The sequence below is a fragment of the Pseudenterobacter timonensis genome (assembly GCF_900021175.1).
GTDB lineage: Bacteria > Pseudomonadota > Gammaproteobacteria > Enterobacterales > Enterobacteriaceae > Enterobacter > Enterobacter timonensis.
Window position 1 is genome coordinate 943,976 of the sequence record NZ_FCOP01000011.1, and the last position, 19,922, is coordinate 963,897.

At 57.3% G+C, this 19,922-nt stretch carries 18 protein-coding genes and 1 pseudogene; 1 reads left to right on the plus strand and 18 read right to left on the minus strand.

Going from position 1 to position 19,922, the window contains the following annotated elements:
- Window positions 1-22 precede the first annotated feature (22 nt).
- The 9 genes and pseudogenes from rlpA to leuS all read right to left on the minus strand — a co-directional run bounded on the left by rlpA (window position 23) and on the right by leuS (window position 10,047).
- Window positions 23-1,070 (minus strand): annotated as a pseudogene (rlpA, locus tag BN3796_RS10750) (endolytic peptidoglycan transglycosylase RlpA).
- A 16-nt stretch (window positions 1,071-1,086) separates the two neighbouring features.
- Window positions 1,087-2,199 (minus strand): peptidoglycan glycosyltransferase MrdB, encoded by a 1,113-nt coding sequence (gene mrdB / locus BN3796_RS10755; RefSeq protein ID WP_061708337.1) that lies wholly within the window; start codon window positions 2,197-2,199, stop codon window positions 1,087-1,089.
- Between the two features lie 2 nt (window positions 2,200-2,201).
- The gene (gene mrdA / locus BN3796_RS10760) at window positions 2,202-4,103 is read right to left on the minus strand and encodes a peptidoglycan DD-transpeptidase MrdA (protein ID WP_061708338.1); all 1,902 of its coding nucleotides are present in this window, start codon (window positions 4,101-4,103) and stop codon (window positions 2,202-2,204) included.
- A 28-nt stretch (window positions 4,104-4,131) separates the two neighbouring features.
- A complete protein-coding gene (rlmH, locus tag BN3796_RS10765; protein WP_003858701.1) occupies window positions 4,132-4,599 on the minus strand; it encodes a 23S rRNA (pseudouridine(1915)-N(3))-methyltransferase RlmH in 468 nt (155 codons plus the stop codon).
- A 3-nt stretch (window positions 4,600-4,602) separates the two neighbouring features.
- The gene (rsfS, locus tag BN3796_RS10770; RefSeq protein WP_061708339.1) at window positions 4,603-4,920 is read right to left on the minus strand and encodes a ribosome silencing factor; all 318 of its coding nucleotides are present in this window, start codon (window positions 4,918-4,920) and stop codon (window positions 4,603-4,605) included.
- Window positions 4,921-5,188: 268 nt separating this feature from the next.
- Window positions 5,189-5,854, minus strand: a complete 666-nt coding sequence (gene nadD, locus BN3796_RS10775) for a nicotinate-nucleotide adenylyltransferase (protein ID WP_061708340.1) — start codon at window positions 5,852-5,854, stop codon at window positions 5,189-5,191.
- Window positions 5,847-6,878, minus strand: a complete 1,032-nt coding sequence (gene holA / locus BN3796_RS10780) for a DNA polymerase III subunit delta (protein ID WP_061708341.1) — start codon at window positions 6,876-6,878, stop codon at window positions 5,847-5,849. Before holA ends, nadD begins: the two co-directional genes overlap by 8 nt.
- Window positions 6,878-7,450, minus strand: a complete 573-nt coding sequence (lptE, locus tag BN3796_RS10785; RefSeq protein WP_061708342.1) for an LPS assembly lipoprotein LptE — start codon at window positions 7,448-7,450, stop codon at window positions 6,878-6,880. The genes holA and lptE overlap by 1 nt, the downstream gene beginning before the upstream one ends.
- A 14-nt stretch (window positions 7,451-7,464) precedes the next feature.
- Window positions 7,465-10,047, minus strand: coding sequence for a leucine--tRNA ligase (gene leuS / locus BN3796_RS10790; protein ID WP_061708343.1), 2,583 nt, complete (start codon window positions 10,045-10,047; stop codon window positions 7,465-7,467).
- A gap of 214 nt (window positions 10,048-10,261) precedes the next feature.
- Between leuS and BN3796_RS10795 the strand changes: the two genes are divergently transcribed.
- Complete coding sequence (locus BN3796_RS10795) at window positions 10,262-10,744, plus strand: zinc ribbon-containing protein (RefSeq protein WP_061708344.1); 483 nt, start codon at window positions 10,262-10,264, stop codon at window positions 10,742-10,744.
- Window positions 10,745-10,814: 70 nt separating this feature from the next.
- On the opposite strand, the gene rihA is transcribed toward BN3796_RS10795, so the two are convergent.
- The 9 genes from rihA to BN3796_RS10845 all read right to left on the minus strand — a co-directional run bounded on the left by rihA (window position 10,815) and on the right by BN3796_RS10845 (window position 19,844).
- Window positions 10,815-11,771, minus strand: a complete 957-nt coding sequence (rihA, locus tag BN3796_RS10800) for a pyrimidine-specific ribonucleoside hydrolase RihA (protein ID WP_061708345.1) — start codon at window positions 11,769-11,771, stop codon at window positions 10,815-10,817.
- Between the two features lie 120 nt (window positions 11,772-11,891).
- On the minus strand, window positions 11,892-12,617 hold the full coding sequence (locus BN3796_RS10805; protein WP_061708346.1) for an amino acid ABC transporter ATP-binding protein: 726 nt from the start codon (window positions 12,615-12,617) through the stop codon (window positions 11,892-11,894).
- Complete coding sequence (gltK, locus tag BN3796_RS10810) at window positions 12,614-13,291, minus strand: glutamate/aspartate ABC transporter permease GltK (protein WP_061708347.1); 678 nt, start codon at window positions 13,289-13,291, stop codon at window positions 12,614-12,616. The genes BN3796_RS10805 and gltK overlap by 4 nt, the downstream gene beginning before the upstream one ends.
- Window positions 13,291-14,031 (minus strand): amino acid ABC transporter permease, encoded by a 741-nt coding sequence (locus BN3796_RS10815; RefSeq protein WP_061708348.1) that lies wholly within the window; start codon window positions 14,029-14,031, stop codon window positions 13,291-13,293. Before BN3796_RS10815 ends, gltK begins: the two co-directional genes overlap by 1 nt.
- A 155-nt stretch (window positions 14,032-14,186) precedes the next feature.
- Window positions 14,187-15,092 carry an amino acid ABC transporter substrate-binding protein gene (locus BN3796_RS10820; protein WP_061708349.1) on the minus strand — a complete coding sequence of 302 codons (906 nt, stop codon included), beginning with the start codon at window positions 15,090-15,092 and terminating at the stop codon, window positions 14,187-14,189.
- A 729-nt stretch (window positions 15,093-15,821) separates the two neighbouring features.
- Window positions 15,822-17,360, minus strand: a complete 1,539-nt coding sequence (gene lnt, locus BN3796_RS10830) for an apolipoprotein N-acyltransferase (protein WP_061708351.1) — start codon at window positions 17,358-17,360, stop codon at window positions 15,822-15,824.
- A 5-nt stretch (window positions 17,361-17,365) separates the two neighbouring features.
- A complete protein-coding gene (gene corC / locus BN3796_RS10835) occupies window positions 17,366-18,244 on the minus strand; it encodes a CNNM family magnesium/cobalt transport protein CorC (RefSeq protein ID WP_061708352.1) in 879 nt (292 codons plus the stop codon).
- A gap of 89 nt (window positions 18,245-18,333) precedes the next feature.
- Window positions 18,334-18,801 carry an rRNA maturation RNase YbeY gene (gene ybeY / locus BN3796_RS10840; RefSeq protein WP_061708353.1) on the minus strand — a complete coding sequence of 156 codons (468 nt, stop codon included), beginning with the start codon at window positions 18,799-18,801 and terminating at the stop codon, window positions 18,334-18,336.
- The gene (locus tag BN3796_RS10845; protein ID WP_061708354.1) at window positions 18,798-19,844 is read right to left on the minus strand and encodes a PhoH family protein; all 1,047 of its coding nucleotides are present in this window, start codon (window positions 19,842-19,844) and stop codon (window positions 18,798-18,800) included. Before BN3796_RS10845 ends, ybeY begins: the two co-directional genes overlap by 4 nt.
- Window positions 19,845-19,922: the final 78 nt, after the last annotated feature.

The window sequence follows — 19,922 nt, forward strand, 5'->3', positions numbered from 1 at the left end:
CAATTCGGATACCGCCGATTAATTATTTTGTAACAGCAATAAACGACTGGAGCTGCGCTTCGCTTTGCAGACGCTGCTGAAGGGCGCTCGCTTGCGCTTTGCTGGCGAAAGGCCCCAGCTGAATGCGCCAGACCGCGCCGTTTTGCTCCACGCGTCCTGGAACGCCAAACTGCTGGCTGAGGCGCTGTTGATACTGTTGGGCGCGGCCCTGGTCGCTCACTGCGCCCACCTGGACGACAAAACCGCCGCTGGGGGGCCGTAACGGGGGCTGCGACTGGCGCAGGGGCCGGTTCGCTACTCTCCAGCACGCCCGACGCGAGCGTCGTTGGCGCACCCAGGAAACCGCTGCTGCTGACCGGCGCCCCGGTGGCATCGTCGCTTTTCAGGGTATCGTTACTGACGGGAAGCACATCGTTCTGCGGCGTAGCAGCGACCGGCGCGGATGAAACGCTACCCATACCGCCGCTCAGATCCGGGCGAGCGGGCAGCGCGTAGGTCTGTTTCGCCACCGTAGTACAGGCCATGCCGGGGCCGGAGAGGGTGCCATCCTGCGCGACGATAATCGGGTCGATACGCACTTTGGTATTGTTCGAGGTATTCAGACGATCGGCGGCGGCGCGGGAGAGGGAGATCACGCGATCGTTGCCGTACGGGCCGCGATCGTTAATGCGCACGACGATCATGCGGCCGTTAGCGAGGTTGGTGATGCGCGCGTAGCTCGGGATCGGCAGTGTCGGGTGTGCGGCGGTGAGCTGCATCGGGTCAAAGGTCTCGCCGGAGGCGGTCAGGTTACTGCCTGGCTCCGCATCATAAATCGCCGCCAGACCTGTCTGACTAAAGCGGGAGAGATCCTGAACGATTTTATAGCTCTTGCCGTCGCGCTGGTAATCCTGATTCACCGTCGCGTTCAGCGGTTCATAAACGGGATCCGCGCCGCTTATTTCAACCACCGGTCCGTTACAAACCGCCGGTTGCGGCGGTGCCACGGTCGCCTGCTGTTGGCCATCGTCACTCGTACAGGCTGCCAGCAAACTTGCTGCGATGAAGACTACAGGCCACTGCTTACGCATTGTGCTCCCCTTATTTTTATACGCTCTTGGACAACATTTTCCTGTGGGTATGGATAGACATCACTATCCCAAACCCGGCCATCAACACAATCAGTGCCGAGCCCCCGTAGCTTACCAGCGGCAACGGCACGCCCACCACCGGCAGAATGCCACTCACCATACCAATATTCACGAAAACATAAACGAATAAGATCAGCATTAACCCGCCTGCCATGACGCGGCCAAAGGTGGTTTGCGCCCGGGCGGCGATCCAGAGCCCGCGCATAATCAGCAGCAGGTAGAGCGCCAGCAGGATCAGGATCCCGAAAAGCCCCAGCTCCTCGGCCAGCACCGCAAAGATAAAGTCGGTATGGCGTTCGGGCAAAAATTCCAGCTGTGACTGGGTGCCGTGCAGCCACCCTTTACCGCGCAGCCCGCCGGAACCGATAGCAATCTTCGACTGAATAATATGATAGCCTGCGCCGAGCGGATCGGTTTCAGGATCGAGCAACATCATCACGCGCTGACGCTGATAGTCGTGCATCAGGAAGAACCAGAGCACGGGGATAAAGGCGGCCACCAGCACAACCGCGATGCCGATCAGCTTCCAGCTCAGGCCGGAGAGAAACAGAACGAAGAGGCCGGAGAGCGCGATCAGAATGGCGGTTCCCAGGTCCGGCTGGGCGGCCACCAGCAGCGTCGGCAGGAAAATCAGCACCAGCGCGATGCCGGTATTTTTCAGCGATGGCGGGCAGACGTCACGGTTGATAAAGCGCGCCACCATCAGCGGGACGGCGATCTTGGCGATTTCGGAGGGCTGAAAACGCACAATTCCCAGATCCAGCCAGCGCTGCGCCCCTTTGGAGATGGCGCCAAAGGCATCCACCGCCACCAGCAGAATGATACAGAAGATATAGAGATAGGGCGCCCAGCCTTCGTAAACGCGGGGCGGGATCTGCGCCATCACCACCATTACCACCAGGCCCATGGCGATCTGGCCGATTTTACGTTCCATCATGCCCAGATCCTGGCCGCTGGCGCTCCAGATAACCAGCGCGCTGTAGGTCAGCAGCGCCAGCAGGATCAGCAGCATGGCCGGGTCGATGTGGATTTTGTCCCACAGCGATTTTTTGTTCGGATTATCCGTCATGGTTATTGGTCCTCCGCCGCGGCGGCGGCCGGATTTTCAGCCGGCAGTTCTGTGTTGTTGTCACCCAGCATAATGTGGTCAAGGATCTGGCGCATGATGGTCCCCACCGCCGGACCAGCGCCGCCGTTTTCAAGGATCATGGAGACCGCCACCTGCGGATGGTCGTAGGGGGCAAACGCAATCATCAGCTTGTGGTCGCGCAGGCGTTCAGCAATTTTATGGGCGTTATAGGTTTCGTTAGCCTTCAGGCCAAAGACCTGGGCGGTACCCGATTTTGCCGCCACCTTGTAAGGCGCGCCGGCAAAATATTTATGCGCCGTCCCGTTAGGACGGTTAGCTACGCCGTACATACCATCCTTCGCGATCTCCCAGTAGCCGGAGTGAATATCGCCCACCGGCGGCTCATGCGGCTGGATCCACGGTACCTGTCTGCCATCTTCCACCGTACTTTTCAGCAGATGGGGAACCTTAATCACGCCGTCGTTAATGAGGATCATCAGCGCTTTGTTCATCTGGATAGGCGTTGCCGTCCAGTAACCCTGACCGATACCCACCGGAATGGTGTCGCCCTGATACCAGGGTTTCTTAAAGCGTTTCAGCTTCCACTCCCGCGTCGGCATGTTCCCGGAGCGCTCCTCCGAGAGATCGATGCCGGTATAATGACCGTAGCCGAATTTGCCCATCCACTCTGAAAGGCGATCAATACCCATGTCATAGGCGACCTGGTAGAAGAAGGTATCGGCGGACTCTTCCAGCGATTTGGTGACGTTCAGGTGGCCGTGGCCCCACTTTTTCCAGTCGCGGTAACGTTTTTCCGAGCCGGGCAGCTGCCACCAGCCGGGATCGAACAGGCTGGTGTTGCGGGTAATAACGCCCGCGCTCAGCGCCGAGACGGCGACGTACGGTTTAACGGTGGAGGCGGGCGGATAGACCCCCTGCGTGGCACGGTTTACCAGCGGCGTGTTCGGATCGTTGAGCAGGCCGGAGTAGTCCTTGCTGGAGATGCCGTCCACGAAGAGGTTCGGATCGTAGCTGGGCATGGAAACCATCGCCAGAATACCACCGGTGCGCGGATCGCTTACGATAACGGCGGCGCGGCTGCCCGTCAGCAGGGTTTCGATATATTGTTGCAGTTCAAGGTCGAGCGTCAGGTAGACGTCGTGGCCCGCCTGGGGCGGCACCTCTTTGAGCTGGCGGATGACGCGGCCACGGTTGTTAACCTCGACCTCTTCATAGCCGGTCTGACCGTGCAACACATCTTCATAATAACGTTCGATACCGAGTTTGCCGATATCGTGGGTCGCGGCGTAGTTGGCCAGCTTGCCCTCTTTATCGAGTCTTTCGACATCTTTATCGTTAATTTTGGAGACATAGCCGATAACGTGGGTCAGCGCTGAACCGTAAGGGTAGTAGCGACGCTTATAGCCTTTGACCTCCACGCCCGGGAAGCGGTACTGGTTCACCGCAAAGCGGGCCACCTGCACTTCAGTGAGGTTAGTTTTAACCGGAATCGAGGTAAAGCGGTGGGAGCGGGCGCGCTCTTTTTTAAAGTTGGCGATATCGTCATCGTTGAGATCGACTACGCTTCGCAACGCGTCCAGCGTTTGCTGCACGTTGTCCACCTTCTCCGGCATCATTTCGATCTGGTAGATGGTGCGGTTCAGCGCCAGCGGCGTGCCGTTACGATCGTAGATGATGCCGCGGGTTGGCGCGATAGGCACCAGCTTAATACGGTTCTCGTTGGAGCGCGTCTGGTAGTCGGTATAACGGACAATTTGCAGGTTGTACAGGTTGGCGATCAGCACGCCGGTCAGCAGCAAAATCCCCAGAAAGGCGACCAGCGCCCGGCGCACAAACAGCGCGGACTCAGCCGTATAGTCGCGAAAAGAATTTTGTAGTTTCATCCGCTGCTTAATCTACCCTGGTCAATCATTACTCACGGTGATAAGGGTGGTTGGTGGTAATGCTCCACGCGCGATAGAGGCTTTCCGCTACCAGTACCCGAACGAGCGGGTGGGGCAGCGTCAGCGCGGAGAGAGACCAACTTTGTTCTGCGGCCGCTTTGCAGGCGGGGGAGAGTCCCTCCGGGCCGCCAATTAACAGGCTGACGTCGCGGCCATCCTGCTTCCAGCGTTCCAGCTCGTGCGCCAGCTGCGGCGTATCCCAGGGTTTGCCCGGAATATCCAGGGTGACGATGCGGTTTTTGCCGGCAGCGGCGAGCATCAGTTCACCCTCTTTGTCGAGAATGCGTTTAATATCCGCGTTCTTGCCGCGTTTACCTGCCGGTATCTCTACCAGCTCGAACGGCATATCTTTAGGAAAACGGCGCAGATATTCGGTGAAACCCGTTTGTACCCAGTCGGGCATTTTTGTGCCGACGGCTACCAGCTGCAACTTCACGCATTAACCCCAGAGTTTTTCCAGCTCATACAGGCGACGGCTCTCTTCCTGCATGACATGTACAATCACGTCGCCGAGATCGACAACCACCCAGTCGGCGGTCGCTTCGCCTTCAACGCCAAGCGGCATCAGGCCAGCCGCGCGCGACTCCTGAACCACATGATCGGCAATAGAGACGACGTGACGCGTGGAGGTCCCGGTGCAAATAATCATGCAGTCGGTGATACTGGATTTACCTTTTACGTCGATAGCGATGATGTCCTGACCTTTCAGGTCATCAATTTTGTCGATAACAAAATCCTGGAGTGCTTTACCCTGCAAGTGTTCCCCCTGGGTGAATGAAGTTGAGCTACTGTTCTTTCGTAGCCAGACAGTATACCTGAACTGGCTACGGTGTCGGGACAAAAGTCACCGGACGGGCGCGTGGAGGCGGGTATCATCCCATCCCCGGCATGACATTGCATCGCCATTTTTGTAAAACAATTTCTGTAAATCAGCGAGTGGCGGGCAAGTCAGGCTGCGGAGAATATCAGCCTGGAAAGGGGTGTCAATGGCAGAAGGGCGAATAAACGTAATTTTCGCCACTCCCTCAGGCGTCGGCGCTTTGCTGGTACAACCCCTGGGCGTGAATATAATCCAGCACAGTCGGCGGTAAAAGCGCATCGCAGGAGAGCCCCTGCTGTAAACGCTCGCGAATAATGGTCGCGGAAATATCAAACCACGGCGTTTCCGCCAGATAAATTTTCCCCGCCGGGCGCGTATGCAGATCTTCCACGTTATGGGTGAGGTGTTCGTCAAGCCAGCGCTGATGCTGCTCCTCTTTCATCAGTAGCGGATAACCTGGGCGACGACAGACCAGCAGGTGACTGTTGTCGAGGATCGTCTCATAACGATGCCAGCTCGGCAGATTCAACAGGGAGTCCTGACCGATGATAAAGGCCAGCGGTCGATCCGGGCCCTCTTCTGCCCGCCATTCCGCCAGGGTTTGCGACGTCCAGGAAGGGGTGTCGCGCTTCAGCTCCCGCTCGTCGAGGGTGAAGAGCGGTTTATCCGCTATCGCCAGGGCCAGCATATATTTGCGCTGCGCGGGCGTCGCTTCCGGCTGAGGACGATGGGGCGGAACGTTGTTCGGCATAATAATGACGCGCTGTAAGCCTATCAGGTTCGCCAGAATTTCAACCGGCTTAAGGTGGCCATAATGAACGGGATCGAACGTGCCGCCGTAAATTGCCTGTAACGTGTTCATATCAACCATCAATAAAAACGTCTGCCAGCGCCTTATGGCAGATCAGCAAAGAGAGACTTTCCAGCTCGGCCCAAACCGACTGACCATAATCCTGCTTGAGCGTCAGCTCGGCGCGGGCAAGCAGCTGTACCGCCTGGCGAAGCTGCTCGTGGCTCAGACGGTTGATCGCCTCGGTGGTCATCGCCCGGCGGTTTTGCCAGACGCGATGTTTATCGAACAGGGCGCGCAGCGGAGTGTGGGCCATCTGCCGCTTGAGCGTCAGCAGCAACAGCAGTTCACGCTGAAGCGTACGCAACAGGATAACCGGTTCACTCCCCTCCAGCCGCAGCTGCTGCAGAATATGCAGCGCACGTTTGCTTTTGGCCGCCAGCAGAGCGTCCACCCAGTGGAACGGCGTAAAATGGGCCGCGTCGTTCACCGCCTGCTCCACCCGCGGCAGGGTCAGTTTACCGTCGGGCCAGAGCAGGGAAAGCCGTTCCAGCGCCTGCGCCAGCGCCAGCAGGTTGCCTTCATAACAGTAGCAAAGGAGCTGGTTCGCCGCTTCGTCAAGCTGGAGGTTTTGCTGCCGGGCGCGGGCCGCCACCCATTTGGGCAGTTGCGCCTGTTCCGGCGTCTGGCAGGTCACCAGTACCGCCTGAGGCGAGAGCTGCGTAAACCAGGCCGCATTTTCTTGCGCTTTGGTGAGCTTGTTGCCGCGAACGATGAGCAGCAGATCGCCGTGCAGCAGGCTGACCAGCGTCGCGAGCTGTTCGTTAATCGTCGCGTTGGGGCCGTTTTCCGGCAGCAGAAGCTGGATCGTTTGCCGGGAGGCGAAGAGGCTCATCGCCTGGCAGAGCGAGAAGATAGCCTGCCAGTCGGTGCTGTTATCAAGCTGGAAAGTATGGTGTTCATCAAAGCCCTGCGAGGCCGCCACTTCGCGGATCGCATCCTGGCTCTCCTGCAGTAACAGGGGATCGTTTCCCAGCAGCAGATAGGCCGCGCGCAGCCCCTCATGGAGCTGCGCGCGGAGTTGTTCGGGATACAACCGAACCATTAGTTGCCCAGCGTCGTGGAGACGCGTGACGGGGTGGTGGCAGGGGCCGCCGGCTCGACATCAGCCGCCTCTTTCGCGGCAAGCTGAATGCTCGGCAGCTTGCGGATCAGCTGTTCCGCCGCCTTGTCGTACATTTCGTTGATGATAATCTGCTCTTCGGCATCCTTCGCCAGTGCCGTTTGCGGGTTATCAAAGAACGAACGGTAGACTTTGGTGGAGATGGGGTAGATATCCCGTCCCGGAACCAGCACCGCCGCATTAACCGTCATCACCATCTGGTATTCCGCCGTCCGGCCATCCTGGAAGATGGAGGCGGTATCTTTAGCCAGAGAGGAGTTCAGGATACGGAATGACGGCACATCCTGGCGCAGCGTTCCCTTCTCAATCAGCTCTACGCCGTTCAGGCGCAGCTGGTTACGAACGGCACGGCTCAGCGGACCGTTCGGATCTGACGAGTCGAAGATCATTGTTTTCATCTGCGCCGGAACCTGCGTGGTATTACGCAGGTGCCAGCCGCAGCCGGCGGTGGCAAGCACCGCCAGGGATAAGAGTAATGTTGCCAGTTGTCGCACGTTTCCTCCCGCGCTTAGCCAACGACCAGATTCAGCAGTTTACCGGGTACGTAGATAACCTTACGTACGGTAACGCCCTCAAGGTATTTCGCCACCAGATGTTCCTGGCCTGCGCGCTCGCGTACCTGTTCCTCGGTGGCATCCACCGGAACGGTAATTTTGCCGCGCACTTTACCGTTTACCTGCACCACCACCAGGGTCGTGTTCTCTACCATAGCGGACTCGTCCGCAACCGGCCACGGCGCGTTGTCGATATCGCCTTCGCCTTTCAGCTCCTGCCACAGGGTAAAGCTGACGTGCGGCGTGAACGGGTTGAGCATACGTACCACCGCCAGCAGCGCTTCACGCATTAAGGCGCGATCCTGATCGCTCTCCTGCGGTGCTTTCGCCAGCTTGTTCATCAGTTCCATAATAGCCGCAATCGCGGTATTAAAGGTCTGACGACGACCGATATCATCGGTGACTTTAGCGATGGTTTTATGCACGTCACGGCGCAGCGCTTTTTGATCTTCGCTCAGCGCATCCACGTTCAGCGCCGGGGCATCGCCCTGAGAGGTGTGTTCGTAGACCAGCTTCCAGACGCGTTTCAGGAAGCGGTTTGCCCCTTCCACGCCGGACTCCTGCCATTCCAGCGTCATATCGGCCGGAGAAGCAAACATCATAAACAGACGCACGGTGTCGGCGCCGTAACGTTCTACCATCACCTGCGGGTCGATGCCGTTGTTTTTCGACTTCGACATTTTGCTCATGCCGGTGTAAACCAGCTCATGCCCCGCCGCATCTTTCGCCTTCACGATACGGCCTTTCTCGTCGCGCTCAACGATGGCATCTACCGGAGAGACCCAGTTACGCTCGCCGTTTTCGCCAACGTAGTAGAACGCATCAGCCAGCACCATCCCCTGACACAGCAGCTGCTTAGCCGGTTCGTCAGAGTTGACCAGACCCGCGTCGCGCATCAGCTTATGGAAGAAGCGGAAGTAGAGCAGGTGCATAATGGCGTGTTCAATCCCGCCGATATAGATATCCACCGGCAGCCAGTAGTTTGCCGCATCGGAATCCAGCATGCCTTCTTTGTACTGCGGGCAGGTGTAGCGCGCGTAGTACCAGGAGGACTCCATAAAGGTGTCGAAGGTGTCAGTTTCACGCAGCGCAGGCTGGCCGTTGACGGTGGTTTTCGCCCACTCGGGATCGGCTTTGATCGGGCTGGTAATGCCGTCCATCACCACATCTTCCGGCAGGATCACCGGCAGCTGATCTTCCGGCGTAGGCATTACGGTGCCATCTTCCAGGGTCACCATCGGGATTGGCGCGCCCCAGTAACGCTGACGGGAGACACCCCAGTCGCGCAGACGGTAATTCACTTTACGCTCGCCCACGCCCAGAGAGGCGAGCTTATCAGCGATAGCGTTAAAGCCCTCTTCGAAGCTCAGACCGCTAAATTCGCCGGAGTTGAACAGGGTGCCTTTTTCGGTCAGCGCCTGCTCAGAGAGATCGGGTTCTGAACCGTCGGCCGCCAGAATAACCGGTTTGATAGTCAGGCCATATTTGGTGGCAAACTCGTAGTCGCGCTGATCGTGGCCCGGAACGGCCATCACCGCGCCGGTGCCATATTCCATCAGGACGAAGTTAGCGGCCCAGACAGGGATCGCTTCACCGGTGAGGGGGTGGATCGCTTTAAAGCCGGTATCCACACCTTTTTTCTCCATGGTCGCCATGTCGGCTTCGGCCACTTTGGTGTTGCGGCATTCATCAATGAAAGTCGCCAGCGCCGGATTATTTTCCGCTGCTTTCTGCGCCAGCGGGTGACCGGCGGCAACAGCCAGATAGGTAGCACCCATAAAGGTGTCCGGACGGGTGGTGTAGACGGTCAGCGTCTGGTCGTAGTTCTCAACGTTGAAGGTGATCTCTACCCCTTCAGAACGACCGATCCAGTTGCGCTGCATGGTCTTAACCGTATCCGGCCAGTGGTCCAGGTTATCCAGATCGTTGAGCAGTTCGTCAGCGTAAGCGGTAATTTTGATAAACCACTGCGGGATCTCTTTACGCTCAACTTTGGTGTCGCAGCGCCAGCAGCAGCCGTCGATGACCTGCTCGTTGGCGAGAACGGTTTGATCGTTCGGGCACCAGTTAACGGCAGAGGTTTTCTTATACACCAGGCCTTTTTTATACAGCTCGGTAAAGAATTTCTGTTCCCAGCGGTAATATTCCGGGGTGCAGGTTGCCAGCTCGCGGCTCCAGTCATAGCCAAAGCCCAGCATCTTGAGCTGGTTTTTCATATAGGCGATGTTGTCGTAGGTCCACGGAGCCGGTGCGGTGTTATTTTTTACCGCGGCGCCTTCTGCCGGCAGACCGAACGCATCCCAGCCAATCGGCTGCAGTACGTTTTTGCCCAGCATGCGCTGGTAGCGCGCGATAACGTCGCCGATGGTGTAGTTACGCACGTGGCCCATGTGTAGTCGACCAGAAGGATAGGGAAGCATCGACAGGCAGTAATACTTCTCTTTGCTCTCGTCTTCGGTAACTTCAAAGGTACGCTTCTCGTCCCAGTGTTGCTGGACTTTTGATTCTATCTCTTCCGGGCGGTATTGCTCTTGCATGGCAGCCAGTGGTCCTGTTTTCAATACAGCTACATATGTAGCCAATGGATGTGGTATCTCAGATCCGCATAGCATAGCCCAAACGCTTGCGTCAAAACAGCCTTTCCCACAAAAGCCGCGAGGAGGAATTTACCGGCAGTGTGGCTTACCTGGCAAAGCGGAACAGAAATAAGGTCTATTATTAGAGATAGTTACTGACCCGGGAGGCGAAACGATGAACAAGGTTGCTCAATTTTACCGCGAGCTGGTGGCGACAATGACGGAACGACTGCGCAACGGCGAGCGGGATATCGACGCGCTGGTAGCACAGGCGCGGGCACGGGTGGCGCAAACGGGTGAGTTAACGCGCACTGAGATAGATGAGGTGACGCGAGCCGTAAGGCGCGATCTGGAGGAGTTTGCCCGAAGCTATGGCGAGAGCCAGGATGAGGTGACCGACAGCGTCTTTATGCGGGTGATTAAAGAGAGCCTGTGGCAGGAGCTGGCGGATATTACCGACAAAACCCAGCTGGAGTGGCGGGAGGTGTTCCAGGATCTTAACCACCATGGCGTCTATCACAGCGGCGAGGTGGTAGGGCTGGGGAACCTGGTGTGTGAGAATTGCCATTATCATCTGGCGGTTTATACCCCGGACGTGCTGCCGGTCTGCCCGAAGTGTGGCCACGATCAGTTCCAGCGCCGCCCGTTTGAGCCGTGATGCCCTTCTAACGCAGGCCGGATAAGGCAAAGCCGCATCCGGCACAAGGTATTGCCCGGTGGCGCTTCGCTTACCGTGCCTGGAGGGCGGCCTTGCTATACCAGGTAAGCCGCTCTGCCAGCAGGTCTACAAACGCCTCTCTGTTAAGATCCACCATTAGCGTGGTGTTCGGCGCTTTGCCCGTCAGGAAGTAGTAATCTACGACGGTCATGCCCTGCGTATATTTCCCCTGAGTCTCAACACCTACCCAGCGCTCCACTGTGGTGAAAATCTCAGGCTTCAGCAGCCACGCGATAGTGCAGGGATCGTGCAGCGGCGCGCCCTGGAAGCCCCATTTATCGGCCTTATGGTACTCCATAAAGAAATCCAGCAGTTCGGCGACCGTCACGGCGACAGGGTTGCCGATGGCGCGAAAGCGTTCAATATCCGACGCCATGATCTGCGCGCGGTGGGTGACATCCAGCCCGGCCATGACTACCGGCAGACCGGACTGAAAGACAATCTCCGCCGCTTCGGGATCGACAAAAATGTTAAATTCGGCGGCTGGCGTCCAGTTACCCAGCCCCATCGCGCCGCCCATCATGACGATGCGCGCGATATTGGGGCGCAGTTCCGGATGGCTGTTCAGCAACAGCGCGACGTTGGTCTGCGGCCCGGTGGCGACAATGGTTACCGGCTCCTCACACTCGCGCAGCACCTTCGCCATTAGCTCAACCGCCGTACAGTTTTGCGCAGCAAAGCCAGGCTCCGGCAGCGCCGGGCCGTCCAGTCCGCTTTCGCCGTGAACGTTGTCGGCGATAATCAGCTCGCGCATCAGCGGTTTTGCCGCGCCACCCGCTACCGGAATATCGCTGCGCCCGAGCAGGGTCAGCATGCGTAGCACGTTGCGCAGGGTCTTTTCCGGGGTCTGATTACCGGCGGAGGAGGTGACCGCTTTCAGAGAGAGCTCGGGGGAGGCGAGGGCGAGGACAAGGGCGATCGCGTCATCATGACCCGGATCGCAGTCGAGAATAAGGGGTAGTGCCATACGTGGTTTCCTTCCGGACGTTATTTTGTCACAAGGCTAACGCTGTAAGCTGCTGCAGACGATAAGGAGAACGTAAAAGCGTGAAGCAGTGCGCAATCAGGAGATTGCGCACCGTAACGATTAATGCAGGATTTTAGCGAGGAAATCTTTTGCGCGTTCGGACTGCGGATTTGCGAAGAAGGCTTCTTTCGGCGAATCTTCCACGATTTTTCCTTCATCCATAAAGATGACGCGGCTGGCCACCTTACGGGCAAAGCCCATCTCGTGGGTTACCACCATCATGGTCATTCCCTCCTGCGCCAGCTCAACCATCACGTCCAGCACCTCGTTGATCATCTCAGGATCGAGCGCGGAGGTCGGTTCATCGAACAGCATAGCGACGGGATCCATGCAGAGCGCGCGGGCGATCGCCACACGCTGCTGCTGGCCGCCGGAGAGCTGGGCCGGGAACTTATTGGCATGGGCCGCAAGGCCGACGCGCTCCAGCAGCTTCAGCCCTTTTTCGCGGGCGGCGGCTTTGTCGCGCTTCAGAACTTTCACCTGTGCCAGCGTCAGGTTCTCAATGATAGAGAGATGCGGGAAGAGCTCAAAATGCTGGAACACCATGCCAACGTGGGAGCGCAGCTTCGCAAGGTCGGTTTTCCGGTCATTTACCTTTGTTCCGTTAACGATAATTTCGCCCTGCTGTACCGGCTCCAGGCCATTGACGGTTTTAATCAGCGTCGATTTACCCGAGCCGGACGGCCCGCAAACCACCACCACTTCGCCTTTTTTAACGCTCGTAGAGCAGTCGGTCAGCACCTGAAAGTGCCCATACCATTTAGAAACATTTTTCAGGGAAATCATTGTACTGTCCTTTTCTTCAGCCAGCTGACCAACAGCGACGCGCTTAAACTAATGGCAAAATAGACCGCTCCTGCAAACAGGATCATCTCCACCTGCGTACCGTCACGCTCGCCGATGGTCGAGGCGGTACGGAAGAAGTCCGCGAGGCTCAGCACATAGACCAGCGAGGTATCCTGGAACAGGACGATACCCTGGGTCAGCAGCAATGGAACCATGGCGCGGAAGGCCTGCGGTAAAATAATGAGCTTCATGGACTGCCAGTGGGTCATCCCCAGCGCCAGCGCGGCGCTCGACTGGCCGCGGGAGATACTCTGGATCCCGGCACGAATAATTTCCGAATAGTAGGCCGCCTCGAACATAGAGAAGGCCACCATCGCGGAGATAAGCCGGATATCGCTTTTCGGCGACAGCCCCAGCACATTCTGCAGGAAGCCGGGTACGATGAGATAGAACCAGAGCAGTACCATCACCAGCGGGATGGAACGAAACACGTTAACGTAGGCCGTGGCAAACCAGGCGAGCGGCTTAAAGCTCGACAGGCGCATTACCGCCAGGATAGTGCCCCAGACGATACCGATAATCACGGCGGTTACGGTGATTTTCAGGGTGATCACCAGCCCTGCCAGCAGGTAAGGCATCGACGGAACAACAGAACTCCAGTCAAATTCGTACATTATTTGCCTCCCAGATTGCCAGGCAGGCGAACTTTACGTTCAACCAGGTTCATCACCAGCATGATAATGGCGTTGATAAGCACATAAGCGAGCGTAATCGCGGTAAACGACTCCCAGGCGTGTGCGGAGTAGTCAAGCAGTTTGCCCGCCTGAGCAGCCATATCGACCAGCCCGATGGTGGAGGCGATGGCCGAGTTTTTCACCAGGTTCATCATCTCGGAGGTCATCGGCGGCACGATGACGCGGTAAGCGTTCGGCAGCAGCACGTAGCGGTAAGTCTGCGGCAGGGTTAACCCCATCGCCAGACCCGCATTTTTTTGTCCACGCGGCAGCGACTGAATGGCGGCGCGTACCTGCTCACAGACGCGAGCGGCGGTAAACAGCCCCAGACAGAGCATTGAGGAGACAAAGAACTGTACGTTTGGATCCAGCTCCGATTTAAACCACATGCCGATATCTTCGGGCAGCAGTTCCGGCATCACCAGATACCAGGTGAAGAACTGTACGATAAGCGGAACGTTACGGAACAGTTCAACGTAGAGGGTGCCAATGGCGGAGAGCAGACGGTTAGGGACGGTGCGCAAAATACCAAATAACGAACCGACTAAAAACGCGATAATCCATGCGGTGATGGAGAGCGCGACGGTAACCTGGAAGCCGCTCCATAGCCAGCCCAGATAGGTGGTGTTGCCGAACGGGGCCTGCTGCAGAAATATGCCCCAGTTCCAGTCTATAGACATAATAAACTCCAGAAAAAAAAGGGTAGCAGCGCTACCCTCGAAGATTGGTGAGAAGCTCTTTTTTGCGCCAGGCGGGGAACGACCGCCTGTCGTATAGTCTGTCCATGCTTCCCGACAATCGAGAGGGCAGGAGGTCCCGCCCCTTGTGGTTCTAATTAGTTAAGTGCTTTGTCGTTCGGTTCTTTGAACAGCGCCTTCATGTCATCAGAGAGGTCGAAGTTCATGTTGAGATTTTTTGGCGGAATCGGATTCTTGAACCACTTATCAAACCATTTCGCCGCTTCGCCGGAGGTCTGTACCTGAGCGATGGTGTCGTCGATCAGCTTCTTGAACTGCGGGTCGTCTTTACGCAGCATGCAGCCGTAAGCCTCTTTAGACTGTGGCGTGCCGACGATTTCCCAGTTATCCGGCTTTTTCGCCTTCGCACGTTCACCCGCCAGCAGCGCGTCATCCATCATAAACGCGACGGCGCGACCGCTTTCCAGCGTGCGGAAGGAGTCGCCGTGATCTTTCGCGCTGATGATGCGCATATCCATCTTCTTCTCGTCGTTCAGCTTGTGCAGCAGCACTTCTGAAGTCGTACCGGAAGTCACCACCACCGCTTTGCCTTTCAGATCGGCGAAGTCTTTAATATCGCCACCTTTTTTGGTCAGCAGGCGGGTGCCTACCACGAAGATAGTGTCGGAGAAGGCTGCCTGTTTCTGGCGCTCAAGGTTGTTGGTAGTGGAGCCGCACTCAAAATCGAAAGTACCGTTTTGCAGCAGCGGAATACGGTTCTGGGAGGTAATCGGGATCAGCTTCACCTGCAGATCGGGCTTATTCAGCTTTTTCTTGACGGCATCCACGATGGCGTTGGAGTAGCTCTGAGAGTAACCCACCACTTTTTGCGTGTTATCGTAGTATGAGAACGGGACAGAAGATTCACGGTGGCCGACCACGATCACGCCGTTTTTGGCGATTTTATCGAGGGTACTACCTGCTGCAGGTGCGTCATCGGCGTGAGCCACGCCTGCACTTACCCCCATCACCAGCATTGCTGTGGCCAGTTTACGTAATTGCATATCCAACTCCTTTATCTGCGCCAGAGACGCATTGTTACCCAGTGTGATGTTGTTATTGCTCGCGCGCGGCGAGTGTAGTGTTATGCAAGCTTGTTAACATTTAGTCTGGCTTAATGTAAATATTTTGCTGCTTTATTGTTTATTTTTGCGAAGCGCGCCGCACCATTCAAAGGCAAAAATCTTAAGTTGCACCGTTTTGGTGCCACCTTTGCTCGTCTCTGGTGCGACAAGGTTGCACGTTAAGCCAAACCAGGTTTGCGGGAGTAAATAAAGCAACAGGCGTGCCAGAAATGACCTTCACCCTCACCCTGGCCCTCTCCCTGAAAGGGAGAGGGGAAAAGACGGTGCTTTGGCCCGGGAAAGTGTTCGATGATCTCCCGCATCCCTGTGGGTAGAGGGCAAAAGGCGGTGCTTTGGGCCGGGAAAGTGTTCGATGATCCCCTTATCCCTGTGGGTAGAGGGGAAAAGGCGGCGCTTTGGCCCGGGAAAGTGTTCGATGATCCCCTTATCCCTGTGGGTAGAGGGGAAAAGGCGGTGCTTTGGGCCGGGAAAGTGTTCGATGAGCCCCCGCATCCCTGTGGGTAGAGGGGAAAAGACGGTGCTTTGGGCCGGGAAAGTGTTCGATGATCCCTCTCACCCCTGTGGGTAGAGGGGAAAGACGGTGCTTTGGGCCGGGAAAGTGCTCGATCAATCCCCTCTCCCCTATGGGGAGAGGGTTAGGGTGAGGGGTTATTTATGACGCTGACGCAGGCTCATCAGCACCGCGCCAAAGCCAAACAGCGCGGTCAGGATCCAGAGCGGCCAGTTGCCGGTGCGGGCATAGGGAGTCAGGCCGCGCACGGGTGTAACCGTGGTGGTCAGCACCTGACGGGTGAACTGCGGGATCATCGCCTGAACTTCACCCTGCGGACCGATCACGGCGGTGATACCGTTATTGGTGCTGCGCAGAAGAGGGCGCGCCAGCTCCAGCGAGCGCATCCGCGCCATCTGGAAGTGCTGCCACGGGCCGATCGACTTGCCGAACCAGGCGTCGTTCGAAATAGTCAGCAGATAGTCGGTATCCGGGCGGAAGTTATCCCGCACCTGCTCACCGAGAATAATCTCGTAGCAAATGGCCGCCGTCAGGGCCAGTCCGTGCGCATGCAGCTGCGGCTGGATGTACGGCCCGCGGCTGAAGGAGGACATGGGCAGATCGAAGAAAGGCGCTAACGGGCGCAGAATCGACTCCAGCGGTACAAACTCCCCAAACGGCACCAGGTGGTTTTTGTTGTAGCGGTTGGTCGACTCATAGCTGTACGGGTTGTCTTTGCCGAGCGTGATGATGGTGTTATAGGTGTCGTAGCGGTTCCGCTGATTCAGCCGCGCGTCAACGATACCGGTCACCAGCGTACTGTTGTGAGCGCGAAGCTCCTCATCCAGCCCGGTTAAAAAGCGCTGCTGGTTGATCTCCAGATCGGGAATAGCGGACTCCGGCCAGATGATGAGCTGCGATTTGCCCATCTCTTTTTGCGTGGCGTCGAGATAGATTTTCAGCGTATTGATGAGCTGATTTTCATCCCATTTCAGCGACTGCGGGATATCGCCCTGCACCAGCGAGACCCGCGTGGCGCGCTCCGGCTGCAGGGTATACCACTGGGTAAAGCGCAGCGGGAAAGGCAGCGCGAAAAGCACTAACCCGACGATAAACGGCTTCCAGCTACGGGTGGCGATAGCCAGCACCAGCAGACCGCTGACTATCATCAGCAGGAAGTTTATCGACTCCACGCCCATCACCGGAGCCAGCCCTTTCAGCGGGCCGTCAATCTGGCTATAGCCAAACTGCAGCCAGGGGAAGCCGGTCAGCACCCAGCCGCGCAGAAACTCGGTGATCTGCCAGACCGCCGGCGCGGCAATCGCCACGCGCAGCCAGCTGGTTTTGGGCCACAGGCGGGCAAGAATACCGGCAAACAGGCCGGTATAAAGCGACAGATAGGCCGCCAGCAGCACCACCAGAAAAACGTTAACCGGGCCGGGCATCCCGCCAAACTGCGCGATGCTAACGTAGACCCAGTTGATGCCGGAGCCAAACAGTCCCAGCCCCCAGACGTAGCCGATCGCGGCGGCCTGCAGCGGACGACGGTTGAGCGTCAGCCCCTGCAGGCCCATCAGGGAGAGGATGGCCGCAGGCCAGATATCGTAAGGAGAAAAAGCCAGCGTTCCGCTGGCTCCAAGGATCAGCGCCAGCAGCAGACGTACGCGCTGGCGTTCAAACAGGGGGGCAAATGCCATTTACATTAATCTTCCAGTTTTGGCACCGGTGAGTCGTCCGGCATTCTGACATGGACCTGAATGATACGGCGGCTGTCGGCCATCGCGACCTTAAACTGATAGCCGTCGATCTCCACGGTTTCACCGCGGGCAGGCAGGTGGCCAAACGCCTGCATCACCAAGCCGCCGATGGTGTCCACCTCTTCATCGCTGAAGTGGGTGTCGAAGGTATCGTTAAAATCTTCGATAGAGGCCAGCGCCCGCACCGTCCAGGTGTGGCGGCTGAGCTGACGGAAGTCGATATCCTCTTCTTCGTCATACTCATCTTCGATTTCGCCGACGATCAGCTCAAGAATATCCTCGATGGTCACCAGGCCCGATACGCCGCCAAATTCATCGATAACAATCGCCATGTGGTAGCGCTGGGAGCGGAACTCCTTCAGCATGCGGTCAACGCGCTTGCTTTCAGGCACCACCACCGCCGGACGTAACACTTTCTCCATGCTGAAGGCGTCGGCATCGCTGCGCATAAATGGCAGCAGATCTTTGGCCATCAGAATCCCTTCAATGTGATCTTTATCCTCGCTGATCACCGGAAAACGCGAGTGGGCGGACTCAATAATGACGTCGAGGCACTCATCCAGGGGCTGGTTGCGTTTCAGGGTGATCATCTGCGAGCGGGGGATCATGATGTCGCGGACGCGCTGGTCAGCGATATCCATAACCCCTTCGAGCATTTCGCGCGTATCTTCGTCGATAAGCTCGTTTTGCCCGGAATCACGGATCAGCTCCAGCAGTTCGTCACGGTTTTTGGGCTCGCCGTGGAAAAGCTGGTTCAGAATAAGGGAGAAAAATCCCTTCTTACCGGTTGTCGTGTCGCTACTGTGTGAATTGTCGTCGCTCATGGCGTTTGTTAAGGGTTCTCTTGTCAGTGAAAAGCGCACCGCCGCGGAAATCCTCGCGCGGCGGCAGGGGTAATCAGTCGAAAGACTGACTATTCTTTCTCGGCAATGTACGGATCCTCATAGCCCAGAGCAAGCATTATCTCTGTCTCGAGGGATTCCATCTCTTCTGCTTCGTCATCTTCGATATGGTCGTAACCGAGCAGATGCAAACTGCCGTGCACCACCATATGCGCCCAGTGGGCGTCGAGGGGCTTCTGCTGCTCTTTCGCCTCCTGTTCCACCACCTGACGGCAGATGATCAGGTCGCCCAGCAGCGGCATCTCGATGCCCGGCGGCGCCTCAAAAGGGAAGGAGAGCACGTTAGTCGGCTTATCCTTCCCGCGATAGGTCAGATTCAGCTCGTGGCTTTCCGCCTCGTCCACCAGGCGAATCGTGACTTCCGACTCCTCCTGGAACTGCGGAATGACCGCGTTCAGCCATGCCTGAAACTGGCTCTCTTCCGGTAACCCGGCGCTGTCTTCGCACGCCAGCTGTAAATCGAGAATAACCTGACTCATTTATGTTCCTGTTCTTGCGCTTCGCGTTTGCGTTCTGCCGCCAGCTCCGCCTTACGTTTCTGGTCTGCCTCTTCCCAGGCTTCATAGGCGTTCACGATGCGGGCCACCACCGGATGACGCACCACATCTTCGCTGTGGAAGAAGTTAAAGCTGATCTCTTCCACGTTCGCCAGCACCTCGATCGCGTGGCGCAGGCCCGATTTGGTGTTGCGCGGCAGGTCAATCTGCGTCACGTCACCGGTGATCACCGCTTTCGAGTTAAAGCCAATACGCGTCAGGAACATCTTCATCTGTTCGATAGTGGTGTTCTGGCTCTCATCAAGAATGATGAACGCGTCGTTCAGCGTACGCCCACGCATGTAAGCGAGCGGCGCCACCTCGATGACGTTACGTTCGATAAGCTTTTCCACCTTCTCAAAGCCAAGCATTTCGAACAGCGCGTCGTAGAGCGGGCGCAGATAGGGGTCAACCTTCTGGCTCAGGTCGCCGGGGAGAAAGCCGAGCTTTTCGCCCGCTTCAACCGCCGGGCGGGTCAGCAGAATACGACGGATCTCCTGGCGCTCCAGCGCATCGACCGCTGCGGCGACCGCGAGATAGGTTTTACCGGTCCCCGCCGGGCCGACGCCAAAGGTGATGTCGTGGTCGAGGATATTGGCGATGTACTGCGCCTGGTTCGGCGTACGCGGCTTGATCACGCCACGTTTGGTTTTGATGTTAACCGCCTTACCATACTCCGGGACGCTCTCCGCGCTCTGTTCCAGCACGCGCGCTTCTTTAATGGCAAGATGGATCTGTTCAGGCTCGATATCCTGAATCTGACCGCGCATCGGGGCGGTATCAACGTAAAGGCTGCGCAGAATATCCGCGGCGGCGCTGACGCAAATTTCGCGTCCGGTGAGTTTGAAATGATTATCGCGACGATTGATTTCGATGCCCAGACGTCGCTCCAGTTGTTTGATGTTGTCATCAAACGGCCCGCACAGGCCCAGCAGGCGAGCGTTGTCTGCGGGCTCAAGGGTAAGTTCACGCGTATCTATGTTCAAACTGTTCCTCTTGGGTGTGTTGGTCAGCCCCCGGGCACCACGCCCGCGGACGGAATAAAACCGTCATAAATGAAATTA

Coding starts and splice junctions, on each gene's coding strand:
- mrdA (WP_061708338.1), bottom strand. CDS start 4,103: ATGAAACTACAAAATTCTTTTCGCGACTATACGGCTGAGTCCGCGCTG.
- BN3796_RS10820 (WP_061708349.1), bottom strand. CDS start 15,092: ATGCAATTACGTAAACTGGCCACAGCAATGCTGGTGATGGGGGTAAGT.
- holA (WP_061708341.1), bottom strand. CDS start 6,878: ATGGTTCGGTTGTATCCCGAACAACTCCGCGCGCAGCTCCATGAGGGG.
- mrdB (WP_061708337.1), bottom strand. CDS start 2,199: ATGACGGATAATCCGAACAAAAAATCGCTGTGGGACAAAATCCACATC.
- BN3796_RS10795 (WP_061708344.1), top strand. CDS start 10,262: ATGAACAAGGTTGCTCAATTTTACCGCGAGCTGGTGGCGACAATGACG.
- lnt (WP_061708351.1), bottom strand. CDS start 17,360: ATGGCATTTGCCCCCCTGTTTGAACGCCAGCGCGTACGTCTGCTGCTG.
- gltK (WP_061708347.1), bottom strand. CDS start 13,291: ATGTACGAATTTGACTGGAGTTCTGTTGTTCCGTCGATGCCTTACCTG.
- BN3796_RS10805 (WP_061708346.1), bottom strand. CDS start 12,617: ATGATTTCCCTGAAAAATGTTTCTAAATGGTATGGGCACTTTCAGGTG.
- leuS (WP_061708343.1), bottom strand. CDS start 10,047: ATGCAAGAGCAATACCGCCCGGAAGAGATAGAATCAAAAGTCCAGCAA.
- nadD (WP_061708340.1), bottom strand. CDS start 5,854: ATGGTTGATATGAACACGTTACAGGCAATTTACGGCGGCACGTTCGAT.
- rihA (WP_061708345.1), bottom strand. CDS start 11,771: ATGGCACTACCCCTTATTCTCGACTGCGATCCGGGTCATGATGACGCG.
- corC (WP_061708352.1), bottom strand. CDS start 18,244: ATGAGCGACGACAATTCACACAGTAGCGACACGACAACCGGTAAGAAG.
- BN3796_RS10815 (WP_061708348.1), bottom strand. CDS start 14,031: ATGTCTATAGACTGGAACTGGGGCATATTTCTGCAGCAGGCCCCGTTC.
- ybeY (WP_061708353.1), bottom strand. CDS start 18,801: ATGAGTCAGGTTATTCTCGATTTACAGCTGGCGTGCGAAGACAGCGCC.